Source organism: Clostridioides sp. LIBA-6622, assembly GCF_056716095.1.
On the sequence record NZ_CP196999.1, the window covers coordinates 23,470 to 40,087 of the forward strand.

Consider the following 16,618-nt stretch of genomic DNA (forward strand, 5'->3'; position numbering starts at 1 on the left):
GTTTTAATACCCAATTGCAAGTATATATAGTGTAAGTGCCCCTTCTATATCAGCTACTGAGCCAGTTGCCTTAACATGATATCCAAATTTAGTGGATGATAGCCCGCTTTCTTTTGCTACTCCATGAGAAAAGCATGCATTATCTCCTTCTGAAGATATAGCACTATACAAACCAATACATGCAGTAGGAAATGCTATAGGTAAACTTCCTACTCCTCTTTTTGTATCAGCAACTGTAAACGATAATTTAATTTGAGTCCATTCTATTATTAATCCGCCTAAATCTGAACCCAATGTGATATAACCGCTAGTTGGAGATTTACTAGATGAACAACTATGGTTATGAAAAGATGGATTAAAAGAATTAGGTTTTCCATTAATATCATTCCAATTGGATGTTCCAGAATCGCCTTTCAAGGAAATTATCCACTCTTCTTTTGTACCAATAAATCCACTTTCAATTGCAACTTCATATGCTGATTTACCAGTTTCTCCTTTAGAACCGGTTGTACCTAAAGAACTTTTACCTGTATCAGTGCTATTTATAAACCAGTTGCCATTTTCACCTATAGTTGGCAAATAATTTATATTTGTATTAGTCCCCATTACTATAATAGTTGAATTAATAGCTTTTTCATTGTATATCTTAATTGTATTATCATTAATTATCTTATAAGAAGTAATTACATTTATATTGGTATCATCATTCAATATACTTATAAATAGATTCTTAGAAGATAAGTTATGATCTATCTCTATAGAATATAAATCATTTATTAGTGTCCAGTTATCAGATGTGATAGATTTTGTATACATAAATGCTTCAGAGGAATTCTCTATTTTATCCTTTAATTCATCTATAGCTTTTTGTACATTTATTGAATTCAAATTACTATTCTCGTTATTATATTTAATATTATTTGCATTTAATTCTAAATTTAATATTTCATTTAATGAGTGAGTGTGATTAATAGGAGTAAACCTCTCTGGCTTATCCAAAATAGTATCCCAAGTAGAAGCTCCATCTTTACCAGGGGGGCCTTGAATTATACCACAATCTACCCATTTTCTTATATTATCCCATATGTATAAATGTTGTTGAATTAGATATGTATCTCCATATTTTCCATCTGTAGGTAATTCTTCTATAGTCTCAAAACACCCTTTTATTTCTAGACCAGTTCCAATATCTCCTTTATCACCTTTTGATTGCTTACCAGTATCTATATCACCAAGAAACCAATTACCATTATCTCCAATCGTTGGAGTTATACCAGATTTGCCAGTAGCCCCAGTCAATCCAATATCTCCCTTAGCGCCCTTTATACCAGATTTACCAATTGAGCTTTTTCCTGTATCAATATTATTAATAAACCAATTGCCATTCTCACCTATAGTAGGCAAATAATTTATGTTTATATTGTCTGATATTACTAAAACATTTGCATTAACAGGTGTATCATTATATATATTGATAGTATTATCATTGATAACTTTATATGAAGTTATTAGGTTTATATTGGTATCAATATTCAAAATACTGATAAATAAGTTTTCAGAAGAGAGATTATGATTTATTTCTATATAATATAAATCATCTTTTTCTATCCAATTATCCAATGCTATATTTTGAGTATAGATCATTAACTCAGATTTAGTGTCTATTTCACTTTTTAATTCATCTATAGCTTTTTGTACATTTATAGCTTTTAAATTACTTGTTTCATTATTATATGTAACAGTATCTGCATTTAACTTTAGCCCTTCTATATCATCCATAACATGAATATGCTTACTTGGATTAAATGTATTTGGTTTATTTAATATATCTTCCCAGTTAGATGTACCACTTTCGCCTTTTTCACCTTGAATTACACCACAATCTATCCATTTTTTTATATTATCCCATATATGTAGGTGTCTTTGAATTAAGTAAGCATCACCAGTATTGCCTTCTTGAGGAAGCTCTTCTACAGTATCAAATGCTCCTTTTATTTGTAATCCAGTTCCAACATCACCTTTTTCACCCTTTGATACTTTTCCTGTATCAATATTTCCAAGAAACCAGTTACCATTTTCACCAATCATCGGTGTTATACCTTCATCACCTTTTAAAGATAGTAACCATTCATCTTTAGAACCAACAAATCCATCTTCAAGTGCAATTTCATAGGCTGATTTACCATTATCACCTGTTAATCCTATATCACCTTGTTCTCCTTTTTCACCAGTAATTCCGATAGAACTTTTTTTTGTATCAACATTGTTTATAAACCAATTTCCATTGTCTCCAATTACTGGTATATATGATACATTAGAGCTATTTCCTAAAACAACAACAGTGGCATTAATTGCTTCGTCATTGTATATCTCAATTGTATCTATATCAATTATCTTATAAGAAGAAATCAAATTTATATGAGTATCATTGTTTAATATACTAATAAATAAGTTTTTAGAAGATAAATTATGTGTAATTTCTATTGAGTACAAATCATTTGTCTGTTTCCATTCATTTCGCTCAATAATTTTGGTATACATAATAGAATCAGATTTACTATCTATAATCCCTTTTAATTCATCAATTGCTTTTTGAACATTTATGGAATTTAAATTACTAATTTTATTGTTATATGTGACAGTATCTGCATCTAATTTTAATCCTGTTATATCACTCATTAAGTGTGTATGATTTGTAGGATTAAATGTTTCTGGCTTGTCTAATATGTCATCCCAAGTAGAAGCTCCATCTTTACCAGGGGGGCCTTGAATTATACCACAATCCACCCATTTCTTTATCTTGTCCCAAACATATAAGTGCTGTTGTACCAGATAAGCATCTCCAATTATTCCTTCTGATGGTAATTCATTTATGGTGTCAAAAGATCCTTTTATTTCTAAACCACTTCCTATATCTCCCTTATTACCTTTTGATTGTTTACCAGTATCTTCTCCATTTATAAACCAATTTCCATTTTCACCTATTAATGGAGTATCTCCTTCTTCGCCTTTTAAGGATAATAGCCATTCATCTTTTGTTCCCTCAAATCCATTTTCTATAGCAACATCATAAGCTGATTTTCCTGTGATACCAATATCACCTTTATCTCCCTGATCGCCTTTTAACCCAATTGAGGATTGTCCTGTATCAACATTATTAATAAACCAATTACCATTTCCTCCAATTGTTGGTGTAAATCCGTCTAATCCTTTTAATGAATTTAACCATTCTAATTCTGTACCTTCAAATCCATTTAACTTTGCTAAATCATATGGAGATAATCCTTGTTCTCCAGTATCTCCTTTTAAATTTACATATACATATTCAGTTGATCCTTCTTGACGAATACCTAACTGAGTATTATCCCATATAAACTCTATACTTTTTCCTGTTAAACCAGTATCACCCTTATCTCCTTTAACTCTTAAATCTTTTATTATTTTCCATTCAGCACCATCATATATATATAGATCATAACCAACGAAATAAGTATCGCTTATAGTTGGGTCTATTGGTAACTGATCTACAGTATCTACACTACCTTTTATCTCTAATCCAAGTCCATCTTTACCCTTCAATTCGTCTTTTGATGGAATCGCATCTATGGCTTCTTGTACTTTATTTTCCATAGTATCTTTAGATGTATTTACAGAATTAATTAAGTCAGTTTTGGCTGTTGTCACTTCTGTAGTTAAAGTTTCTTTAGTAGAATTAATTGAGTTTATTAGATCAGTTTTAGTTGTTGAAATATCAGCAATTACACTATCTCTGGTTTCATTAAATGAATTTGTTAAGTCAGTTTTGACTGTTGTTACTTCTGTAACTAGAGTTTCTTTGGTAGAATTAACTGAATTAATTAAATCAGTTTTAGTTGTCAATATGTCTTGATTTATATTATCTTTAGTATTTGTTATATCTTCAATTAAATTTTCTTTAGTTTCATTGATATCATCAGTTATTTGTTGGGCTTTTTCATCAAATTGATATTGAATGTCAGTAATTTTATCATCAATTTCTGATTCCATTTCTTGTATAGATTTTTGTCTCTCTGTTTCTTGATTTTGACGAGTAATTTCTTGATCTTTTCTAATAATTTCTGAGGCTACTCTTTCTTGTTCTGCTAAGTCTCTTAATTCTTCATTTTTAAGTATAGTAATTTCAAGATTTTCTATTTTTATTTTTAAATCTTTCAGTTCTTTTAAACTATCTTTATATTGAGATATAAGAATCATCAAAACTGAGTATTCATCTGAACTTACTATATCACTATCATTTAAAACGCCTTCTTCTACTCTATAGAAAACTTTTGGAGAGAATATCTGACTTTCTTCATTTATTAGTGCTATTTGAAATGAGTGTAGACCTGAACATAATAGTGCTTGTTTTGAAAATATTATTTCTACTATTCCTTTAGATTCATCTATGATCTTACATTGTTGATCAATTGTTGTTCCATCATTTTTTTTTATGTTTAGAGTTATGTAATCATAAACTGATAAATCAATTGATTTATCATTATTTTTAAGTTCTACTGTTATTACTGCTGTGTTTGTATCATTTTCATCATAAATAAATGAATCTATGAGACTTTTATTTATTCTATAGTTACTAAAATCTAATACTAAAGGATAATTTTTTATTTCATAATTTCTCAAAGTATCACATCCTATTGATTTTTATTTTTTTCTTTTTTTAATTTATCTATTTCTAATTTGTAGTTATTAATTTCTTCTTGCTGTTGTATATTTAATGATTTATATATTATAATTTCATTAGTTAAGTTTTTTATTTCTTCTAGTGCTATCATGTATGCATTTTGTAAATTTACTTCCATATTTATTACCCTCCCAATTTATCAATTTTGTCACATAAATTTTTAGTTATTGATTCTAATTCTTCTCTTTTTTTTATTTCCTCTTGAAGTGCACCTGCCACAATAGTTGTATATCCATAAAGGCTAAATTTTAATCCAGCTTTTTCTCCATAATCGTATATAAAGTATTTTCCTATTTTACTAGATTGTATATCATTGGCTATAAATCCAATCTGCTGATTATTATCTTCATCATGAAGTGTTTTATAGTTAAATGTTGCTATCTTTAAATCATTCTTTAAAAAATCTATAAATGGTGTATCCATAATTTTAGAATAAGATTTAATTTTATTATTATTTATATATCTAATATTTTCTTTAAATTTAGCATCAGATGTAGCTCTAACTTCATCACAATAAACATATCTCCAGCAATTATATCTTTGTCCCAAATCGGTTCTATCTTGGTCTGGAAAAAAGGAATATGGATCATTAGTAAAACAAAATTTAGCTCCACCACATTTTATAAAAGTATCATCTTTATTTACTTGTAAACGAATTTCATCTTCTATATATGTATTCATAGAATATCTATTTATAAATAAATAATTTCCATTATTATATTTTAGTCTTATAGCACTTCCTTTAACTGCTCCATTTGAAGATCTTGCATCTAATGCAATATTAGCCGAACCATCATTAAACAGATTTATAACTGGTTCATGCCCTGATGGTGTCATCAATGTATCGCATGCTATAGCCCCTTGATTTACTGTTAAACCACTAGAATTTATAACAACAGAATTGGCTATCTTATTAAATCCAATTCTTATATCTGTAGGTGATTGCCTTATAATTGAAGAAATGTCACCTTCTGAAACCTTTGAAGCAATTTCTCCTGCCATTAACCTAATTTCAGAACTCATTTCTCCAACATTAGTATCAAGCTTTTTTACACTTAAAGCTATTTCATTAGCTTTTACATTTATTTGTGCAAATTCTTCTGAAACACTTCCTCCCATGCCTTTAAGGAATACTCCATCAAGGGTATTTTTTAGTTCATTAACCCTTAAATTATATTTTGCAAATCCATTTGTAACTAGAATTACATCTGAAGGAGTGATTATATTATCAGATATAACTGAATTGATTATTGTTTTAAGATTATTATGCGCATTGTCTAAAGCTGTTTTAGAACTGTTAATTGCAGCTATACTTGTACTATCACTATTTGATTGGCATCTATCAATTATTTTTTGTATTTGAGTGTATAAATTAGATTTATCTGTATCTAATAAACTTATTTGTGTAGATATTTGAGCCTTTTCAATATCTGTAATTTCATCATCTCTAAAATATTCATTAATATTAGAATTAAATAATCCTAAATCAGAATTAAGCTTAATTATAAGGTTATTTGTATCTTCTCTTAATTTACTAAGCTCCTTAGAGTCATTAAAATTTTTAGTTGCTTCCTTTACAAATATATTTATGTTATCTGCTTTTTGATCTATAACTGAAATATTCTCTTTAATATAACTAGTATATTCTTTTACATCTCCAACCGTTTGTCGTATTCCATCTAAATCTTTTTCAACAGAAATAAATCTATCTCCAAGTTCTTTATCTGTTTCATATAGAGCATAGATCTCTTTCTCTATATTTTTTTGAGAATCACCATCATAATTTATATTAAATATATCACTATCATTAGGTACTTCAGTATGAATTCCATTATCATTTATAACTATTAAAAATCTTGTATTACTTCTATCTAACATTAAATTAGAAGTTTCAAGTTTATAAGGGTTGTTTGCATTCCAGTATATATACTTTCTATTTGTTGATTCATTTTGTACAGTATAAACCTCTTCATTATAAGTCACTATACATCCTGTTATTCTTATATAACTTAGTGTATAACTATTATCATATATTGCCATTAGGACACCACACTTTCTGGGACATTCATTCTATTGAATTTTTGTCTATTGAGTAAGTACTTTTTCTTATTAACTGAATCCATAGTATGTTTTGATTTAGTTAAATAATCAGAAATAGTTCTTGTATTATCTTCCTTTAATTTCTTATTAGATAAATCCAAATTTAAACTTCCATCTTTAAAGTTTTGTGTATATCCAACAAAATATATTATATCTTCAGTATTTTCATTTCTATCATAAAATATAATTATGTCTCCTACACCTAATGATCCATTCCAATGTTGTCTAAACTCCATATTAATAATTCTATTTAAAAAGTTTACAGAGTCTATTGTCCAATCCACTGTTGGTCTACACTTAAGCTCTAGCTCTCTTTTTCCTGTTTCAATTAAGTCTTCAATCTCCAAAAATGAATCATTCGTATAAGTATCACAATAAATAAATTCTTTCAATTCTTCTAGTAATATTTCATTAAAAATTAATTGTCCATTTTCATTAGTTGCGGTTTCTCTCTTACACAATATGTTTATTTGTTTTATACTATCTTCTAATTCCAGTACTTGTTGTTCTAAATTTTTTATAGTTACTTCAAGTATTACTTTTTCATCATTATTCTTAGTTATATCTGCTGCTACCTTGGTAGCATTAATAGTATCCTTATTTGTCTCATATGTTTTTTTAATACTATATAGTGCATTAATGGTAGAGTAGATTACTTGGAGTCTATTTTTATTGTCTCGTAATTCTTTATTCTTTTTATTCTTTTCATCTATTAATTTTAACCATTCAACTTCTCTTAATTTAATCATCTCATTATACTTAAGTATAGCAGTCACTAAGCCTGTACTCATCTCACCATTCTCTAAAAAATAGGAGTAGTTTTCAATATATTTATATCCTGTTACAGTAGCTCCGACAATATCCATCTCCTCATTTCCAACTAAAGTCATTCTAGTGACTATTTCATCTGAATTTCTAGTCTTTTCATGTGATTTTATATAGTTATCATAAGATAATACTAATTCTATATTGTCTCCAAAACTATCTACATCATATAAATGAACTCTCTTATTATATGTATCAAATTGAACAACACATCCAAATTCTTCTTTAATATCATTAATTAAAAAGTCATGCCAATTACTATCTACACTTTCTTGCCACCTTACCTTTTCTCTTTTTTCTCCAGTATCAATAGTTTCATAACCTATTGAGTCATCTACATTGCCTAAAGTCCATCCAGTTTCTTCTTTCATATAATTATTAAGACTAATTATTCCAGCATCCTTATCTTCTGTAAATAATTGTAGTCCCATATCTTCAATATTTAAATTTATCTTACCCAGTTTAACTTCTGCTGATGTTGCTCTAATAACCTTATTTTTATATCCATCTTCTTTTATTTCTTTTATTACAAAATACTCTTTATTATCTACACATATAAATCGTTCATTACTTACTTCATAATACAATGGATTTATTATTTTTTGGAATGAAAAGCGATTTGTTATAAATTTTGGTATGGTAAATTGAATTTCATCTGTACCATCAATGCTACGAGTTAAACTATCTATAAATTCTATTGGAATTTCACCTAGAATTTCTTTGTTAACTTTATGGAGGGTTATATTATACTCTCTTTGGATTTGTTTGAGATTCACATTAAAATGCATATTTTATCACCTTCTTTATATTAAAAAAGCCCATCATTAAAGATGGACTAAAATATTATTATTCAGTTGTAGTCGCAATTTCCTTTACTCTTTCATTTGCAATGTCATATACTAGGCTATCTTCTCTTACTGATATTACTATTATTCTCATAATATTATTTTCCATTACTAAATTATAAACTACTCTTATTCCAATACCTCTTAATTTTATTTTAAAACAATTTGTAAGATTATTATTCCCTTTATTGCCTAATGGCTTTCCATATCCATCAGGACTAGGTAGAGGATTGTAAGAAACTTTTTCAATTGCTTTTAAAACTTGTTTTCTTTGAGAATTGTCTAATTTTTTTAAATCTTTATGAGAATCTTTTGTATAAAAAATATTCCATTTCATTATTCAAAATCCACCTCAATATTTTCAAGGTCTTTTTCGCTAATATCTAAATCTTTCATAATCTCACTTTGAGATATTAAATCCTTTTCATTTATATTATACATTCTTTTTTCTGCTTCAAGAAGAAGTTTGTAGTCTTCTATAACATTTATCATTTCTTCATATTTTTCAGGTGTAATCAAGACACAAGTTGGGACATTGTTTTTCACAACAATTTTACTTCCAGATTGTTTTACCTCATCAAATATCTTATTAGCTTCTCCTTTGTTGAATCGAGAAATAGGAACTATAGTATTCAACATATTAGCCATCAGTAAATCTCTATTGTTTAACATAATAACACCTCCTAATAGTATATATAAATTGTAACACAAATATTAATCTTTATCAATAAATTTATATATAAATAAATATACAAATTTAACTATAATAATTTATTTTATACAAGAAAATAGCCACTTGTGTAAAGTGGCTTAAAATAAGTAGTTAATTTTTATGTAAAATATTTTTAATCTTCTGTTATTTATATTATATCTTTATTCTACTCTCGTAGTCAATATAATATTAAATTCAACATGCTGGCAAATTATAGTATAATAATCTTAGAGACTACATGAAAAACTATTAGGGTGAATTTTCATATACATAAGCCTCCCATGTCAAATAAAGAGGGAAGTAATATTATGAAATATCTGATTTGTTTGCTAACAATAATAACATTTCTTACAACCATAACAGTCAGTTTGATTAAATTGGTTCAGAATTTGAATAGACTCTTTAAAGAGATAGATGAGTTTAGAAAAACGTTGCAAAAAATTAAGAATCGCCCGAACGGCAATTCAGGTGATTCTTCTTCCAATTAGTACCTTGCTTATTAAATGAAGAGACACCCTAGCGTAAATAGTTGTAGTCTCTTTTTTTATGTCTTTAATGATATAATTTATATCATCTATATAACTATTATACTCCAATATTGTCATTATAGTCAATATTGTCATTATCTTCATTAAATATTTTTCTAAAATAAAAAAGTCATCCTATAATAGAATGACTTCTTAGAACATAAGTCTCTTTAAATAAAGAGCGTGTTCGGAATGGTAATTATATTGTATCATATCTAGCAAAAAGAATCACTAGAATTTTCCAGTGACTCTTTTAATACATGCGAACACCAATGAGATATTGTGGTAACTACATTATAACATATATTTTCATAATATTTTAATATTTAGTTTTTCTTACTATTTCTTTGGCAAGTTCATCTTGAGATTTTTTAATCATTTTTTCTACTTCTTTTAATATATCCCTATTCATAGTACCTTGTACACTAACTAATGGAGCATTGTAATTAAATTGATTTTGATTAGATTGTTGAGGTTGATAACTACGACCTCTAGATACTGAATAATTACTATATTCACCAACACCTAATTTATCTTGAATATCTAACATATCCTCCATTACTTTTTTAGCAATTTCAAGGCTACCAACTAATTCACTTTTTATAATAGCCCCTGTAGCCCCTAATCCATCACCATACTTATCTGCAAAATCAAGCAATGTTTGTTGTAAATCATGAACCTCACCATTTATATCTGTAAATAATCCTGTATTTAATGCCTCTTTGATTAATCTAGCTAATTCTTCTTTAGTATACTTATTATCTAAATCTTCTTTAGCCTTATCTGCTTCATCTTGGAGTCTATCACTTTCATCATCATACATATCATTTACATCTTTATCAATCTGGTCTTGAACTAAACCTTCTAATGCTCTCTTAGCCTCTTCTAATTCTTTTCTTAATTCCTGTACTTTCTTTTGTCCTGATAGTGAACTATCTCTTTCAGCAATATCTAATTTCTTTTGAAGTTCCTCTATTTCTTTTGATTTATCATCATAATCACGCTGATAATCTGCTTTATCTCTAGCTTTATTGTAGGCTTCTTTTTCTTTATTAAGTGCATCAAGACGTTTTTTAAGCTCATCATCTATCTGTTTCTTACGTTCTTCAATTTGCTTTTCATAAACTTTAGTTATCTCATCTTCTATTTCTTTAGTAGTTTCTAACTTTTCTTTTAATGCTGCTTTAATTGTAGCATCTAACTTAGCCATTTCTTTTTCAGCGTCAGGAATTTTATCCATCATTAAATCTAGGTATGCATCAACTAATTCTTTCGCTTCATCAAAGTTATCATTACTTTGGAATAACTTGTCTAGTTGTTGAATGTAGTTAGTTATTGTACCATCATCTCTAAATTGAAATCCAAAACCTTGAAGTTTACCCTTTATTTCATTTTGACTTTGTTTCATGTAAGCCGTAGTTTCACTCATTTCTTTTTTCTGTTTTTCTAATAAATCTAGTTTTTGTTGAAGTAAATCATTTTTTTCAACTCCAAAAGCACTTCCCATCAGTACATCTAACAATTCAAGCTGATTATTAACTTCTTCAACATCTCTATTCAGAGATGTCCATTCAGATTCTTTGTGTAGCTTCCAAGACTCATTTCTTAAATCTCGCTCTGCTTTTTCTATATCTTTTGTAGCATTTACTACTTCTTGTTTTTCTTCAACTACTTTTGGTAGTTCAGTAAACATGATATCTAAATATTCATCACGATATTTCTTAGTTTCATCCCAGGCTTTTTTAGCATCTTCATATTTCTTCTTAGTCTTATCAGATGCTTTCTCTTTATTTGCCTCTGCTTCAAGTTTAGCTAATTCTTTTTCTTTTTTTATAGATAACTCTTCATAATTTGTCATGTTTCCATCAGAATTAAATTTGAAACCTTTGTCACTCAATACCTTTTTAAATCTATTTGCTTCATCTTTTGTAAGAGCTTCTTTTCTATTTAAAAGTCTTTCCTGCTCTTTATATAGTTCATTTTGCTTTTTAAGGTAGTTGAGTTTCTGTTCATTAGTAGCATTTTTCATTTGCTTATCTAGCAATGACAATTCATTTGTTACTTTTGAAAGTTGATTCTCTAATTCTTTAAATAACTCTATTTCGTATTTTATAATAGCATCAAAATTTTTATCTATTGGTGTATCTTGTGTTAATGTTTTAAGAGCTTTTATTGGTGCTGTGGCTCTTGATACTGCTCTTGAGAATAAGGATGGTTTTGTTACAGGAGTCTCGTTACTTATTGGTGCTGGTTCTGATGTTCTAGGTTGGGCTGATAGATTAGTTGGGATTGGAGTTCCTCCAGTAACAGATGTCTGTGTTCCATTATCTTTATCTGAACTATTTCCTCCACCTCCACCACCTGAAGTATTTGTTACTTTATTGGTTACAAATGTAGTAGTGAATGTTTTTCCTGCATAACTTGATTTAAATGACTCTATCTTCCTCATTAAGCCACTAATATTTTGTGCTGCTTGTGCTGTATATGCATTAAATCTAGTTGTAATAGTCTTTCCGCCATATCGGCTTACATAACTTTGCACTTTAGCCAATAAACCTGATACATTTTTTGCTGCTTGTGCGGTTTCTGTTCTAAATACAAGTGTTGAAACCTTTAAAGCTAAATATTGTTTTACTCTAGCTATAAGACCTGATATATTTTTTGCACCTTGAGAAGTTTCTGCATTAAGATTTATATTATAATTATTTTGACCAAACTCTTCGGCTTGTTGCCCTAATGATGCTATTTTACTTGCAGTATTTTCTAATCCAATAGTTCCTACAACTGGCTCAATTTTTTCACCATTAATTTCATCTATCTTTTGTTTGGTATTGTCTAATTCATCTTTACCTTGATTGTTTAAAGAAAGTTCTATAACTTTTATAGGTGATATGCCTTGTATAAATTCAGCAGTTTGTTCCGCTTCTACTTTACCTTCAGTTTTTACATCAACAGTTGGAGTAGCCGTCTTACCATTTAACTCATCCATTTTCTGTTTAGTATCATCTAATTCTTCTTTATTAGTTACTTCAGGTTTAACAATTGGAATATAAGATTCATTTCCATATTCATCTAATATTCTCATACATTGAATAACTTTTTCACCATTATTAACTTGAGGATTTAAATTAGGAGTATATGTTTTATTTCCATTCTTATCTAATGTCTCTATACATTCAACTACTTGTGATTCACCATTAACTTTTGCATTTACTAAAAGTTCAGCATTAGTTCCATCTGCATCTTGAACTGTATTAACAGTTTTCTCTGCATTTTCTCCTCCTTCAACTTCTATTCCAAGTTGTTTTTTTATCTCTATAGGTAAATTATTTATAAGTTCTTGTACATTTTTAGCTTTTTCAAGTTGGTCTAAGTTATTTACTATAAAATCAATAACAGCTTCTTTTTGCTCATCTGGAGCTTTATCGAATAGTTCTTGAACCATTTGAAGTTTATCTGCATTTTCCATCATAAAGCTTAGAGTAAATTCTTTTTTTCCAGATGGAGCTTGATTGAATAAAGAATCCATAACATCAATATTATCTGGATACTGTATAGAGAAATTTGCAAATTTTTTCTGTAAGGTTTTATCTGTTATACTATCAAATAAACCTTTTACTTTTTCAAAATTTTCTATTCCATCTATTTCTATATTATATTTCAATGCTATGTCAGGATTTTTAGTAAGTTCATCAATAATACCTTGATAATCTTTTGCATCTTCAATTACATCTTTATTTTCCTCCATAAACTTGAGAGTCATTTCTCTGTTTGCAGGAAGACCATCTATCATATCCCACACTTTACCTACATGTTCTTGACCAATAACTTCAGTATCAATTATATATTTTGCATTTTCAGGTAAAGACTCATAGTCATCTTTCATTTGTTGAAGTTTTTTATCATTACTAACATCTATGTCATAATCTATAAGATTTTTAAGTGGAATATTTTTTATAGCTTCATCTAAAGAATTAACACCTTCAAATGCTTGACCACAATCGGCTATAAAATTTAATTTAGTATCTTTATCTTTAAATTTGTTTAATTGCTCATCAAGAATATCTAACTCTTTAACAGATTTTATATTAGTATTATCTTTTATTTTAATAGCAATATCTTTATCTTTAAACTCATTTAATCTAGCTTCAAAAACCCCTATTTCTTCAACAGCTTCTTTATCATTAAATAAAGCATCTATGTTGATAGGTTCTAATCCTTCTTTTTTTAATTCTTCATTAATTTTTTCTAATGCTTGCCTTGCTTCTTTAGTATCTCCTTGTTGAAAAGCATACATTACTTCTATTGCAAAGGCTTGTTCATCACCAGTAATTCCATTTATAGAAAATCTACTTAACATATTACTAATTTCTTTTGGAAGGTCTTTATTTTGAGAATACTTTTCAACCATATCTTTTGTTAAATTTGGACTCATCATGTCTTCTAAAGTATTATTGACAGCCTCAAATTGACGTTTAAGTGTTTTAGCCATAGAATCGCCATTTCTTAAATCGTTATCTGTTTTATTAAAAGATTTTAAAAAGGATTCTACTCCTCTTGAAGCTTCATATGACCCCTGCGTTATTCCATCAAGCATATCTTTCCAAAAGTCAACATCATAACCAGTACCATCAGATGCTAATTTAGCTAATTCATCTATCTTTTTATTATAATCTCCAACACTAATTTGACCACTTTGAAAAGCTTTATTTGTTTCATCTAATGATTTTTTAAAATTTGATAAATCAATTCCAGATGAGCCTAATGCCATTATTGCATTTTGTGCTTTTGTAAACTCTTCACTTGTTAAATCTGAAAAATCTAATGAACCTTGGAGAGATAGTATTTCACTTTGAATTTTTGAAGTGAAGTCGGAAAATGAAATATCAGATTTTATACCAGCAAATATTCCTACTCCTGCTTCATTTGATTTTTTCTGAATTTCATTAAGTTTACTTTGATATTCGCTTTCTCCACTATCAACGATTTTTTGTCTTTCTTCATAATATTTTTGATATTCTGCTAGTGCTTTTTCTCTTTGACCTTTATTATTAGTTTGAGCCATTAAAAGAGCTTTTTCCATCTTTGATTCAGTCTCTACAATTTTTGAATTCGTTTCATTTTGAATACCTGCAAGCTTCTCTTTTGCATCTTTATAATTAACTACTTGGTCAAAGAATCCATTGACACCTTGTTTTCTAACTTTTCCAGTATCCTTCTCATTTAGTTCGTCTAATGCAATTTTACCAGCCTCTTCTTTATCACCAGCCATTAGAGCTTCTTTTCTAGCTATAGCTTCATCTAAATCAGAAATTAAGTCACTAACATCTCCACGCATATTTAAAATAGCGTTTCCATCACTATCAGTTCCTACAACCAGTTCAGGCATCAATTCCGCTATTTCTTTTGTTAATGCTTTATACCTTTCTAATTCTTCTGGAGTCTTATTTGATTTATTATACAATGCGTCATATTCTTTTTGAATACTTTTTAAACCATCTTTTTGACTTTTATATCCATTTATTTCATCTTGAGCAACTTGAATTCTTTCTTCTGCTTGTTCTTTAGCTATCTCATTTCTACGGACATATTCATCTATCATTTTTACAGCAGTAGATATACCTGCTGTAGCAAGTCCTAAAAATGCACCATTTAATAAAGTTACACCTGTATTTGCAAGTAAACTACCAACCATACTTCTTTTCATTCCATCATTAAGTTCATTTACTCCTTTTGAAGCTGAATTGGCACTTTCACCTGTTTTTTTAGAAGCCGAATTAGCTGCATAAAGCGAACGGATACTTTCTTTTCTTGCATCAGCATTCTGTTTCATAGCTTCGGCACTTTGTTTCATTGAATTGGCAGTTTCCTTACTAGCCTTAATTCCCTTCATTGAAGATTCGTTTACTTTATTATTCACTGAAGCAACTTTTTGACCACTAATATATAATTTATTGTAGTCACTTACCATTTTCCCTGTTTCTTTATTATAATTGACAACTGGTAAATTTCTTTTAGTATCATTATTAAATTTATTAACATCTTTGGAGGCTGAATTTATCATATAAAGAGAACGTGCATTTTCTTTCATAGCATTAGCAGTTTCTTTACTAGCCTTAACTCCTTTTACTGAAGATTGATTCATTTTATTATTTGAAGATATTACTCTTTCAGTATTAGTAGAAAGCTTGTTGTAACTACTTGACATTCTTCCTAATTCTTTATTATAATTAACAATTGGCAATAAACCTTGTTTCTGATAATTATTTAATTTAGCTTGAGAATTGACGTATGATTTTATAGCTTTTTCAGTATTTTTAGTATCTACTGGAATTAACTTATTCATAGTGTTGGCAAAATAATTAGGTATTGTACCAGTTGTACCAAGCCCTTTAATTGTTTTAAATAGACTACCAATTGTACCTACAGCCAAAGGAATACTCATTCCTATTTTTTCAAATCCACTGACAATTTTATCTAAAACATTTACAAAGGAAATAGCAACATCTAATACTCCTTTAAACATATCGGTAGATATTGTTGTTGTTACTAATTTCTTCAATCCTTCAGATAGCTGTATCATCTTTCCTTCTGCACTATCTACGAATCTTTTATTTTCTTTGTCACTTGACCCTACCATTAACCCTTCTTTATACTGTTCCTGATAGGCTATAACGTGTTCCCAGTTGTTCATTAGGGCGACAAAACTATTTATGTGATATTTTCCCAATTTTGTTATCCATAAGGCTTTTTATCCTTATGTTCTTACATTTCTTATTAATGTAAGTTCAGCATACATTTTCATCTTCAGCTTTATCTGTTAAGATGGAGGATACTCTTGGAGATATTATATTCTATTTCTAGTTTCAATCTCTATGCGTTACATTACTAA

Annotated in this window: 7 protein-coding genes; all 7 read right to left on the minus strand. The window is 28.4% G+C overall.

Features of this window, described 5'->3' with window-relative positions:
- Positions 1–3 precede the first annotated feature (3 nt).
- The 7 genes from ACTG47_RS19640 to ACTG47_RS19670 all read right to left on the minus strand — a co-directional run bounded on the left by ACTG47_RS19640 (position 4) and on the right by ACTG47_RS19670 (position 16,420).
- Entirely contained in the window at positions 4–4,656 is a 4,653-nt protein-coding gene (locus tag ACTG47_RS19640) for a gp53-like domain-containing protein (protein ID WP_479927125.1), read from the minus strand.
- Positions 4,657–4,667: 11 nt separating this feature from the next.
- Complete coding sequence (locus ACTG47_RS19645; protein ID WP_223153101.1) at positions 4,668–4,835, minus strand: hypothetical protein; 168 nt, start codon at positions 4,833–4,835, stop codon at positions 4,668–4,670.
- A gap of 5 nt (positions 4,836–4,840) precedes the next feature.
- Entirely contained in the window at positions 4,841–6,757 is a 1,917-nt protein-coding gene (locus ACTG47_RS19650) for a tail fiber domain-containing protein (protein WP_479927126.1), read from the minus strand.
- A complete protein-coding gene (locus ACTG47_RS19655; protein WP_479927127.1) occupies positions 6,757–8,418 on the minus strand; it encodes a hypothetical protein in 1,662 nt (553 codons plus the stop codon). The genes ACTG47_RS19650 and ACTG47_RS19655 overlap by 1 nt, the downstream gene beginning before the upstream one ends.
- A gap of 70 nt (positions 8,419–8,488) precedes the next feature.
- Entirely contained in the window at positions 8,489–8,824 is a 336-nt protein-coding gene (locus ACTG47_RS19660; RefSeq protein ID WP_479927128.1) for a type II toxin-antitoxin system RelE family toxin, read from the minus strand.
- Complete coding sequence (locus ACTG47_RS19665; RefSeq protein WP_479927129.1) at positions 8,824–9,159, minus strand: type II toxin-antitoxin system Phd/YefM family antitoxin; 336 nt, start codon at positions 9,157–9,159, stop codon at positions 8,824–8,826. The genes ACTG47_RS19660 and ACTG47_RS19665 overlap by 1 nt, the downstream gene beginning before the upstream one ends.
- A gap of 886 nt (positions 9,160–10,045) precedes the next feature.
- A complete protein-coding gene (locus ACTG47_RS19670) occupies positions 10,046–16,420 on the minus strand; it encodes a hypothetical protein (RefSeq protein WP_479927130.1) in 6,375 nt (2,124 codons plus the stop codon).
- Positions 16,421–16,618 lie beyond the last annotated feature (198 nt).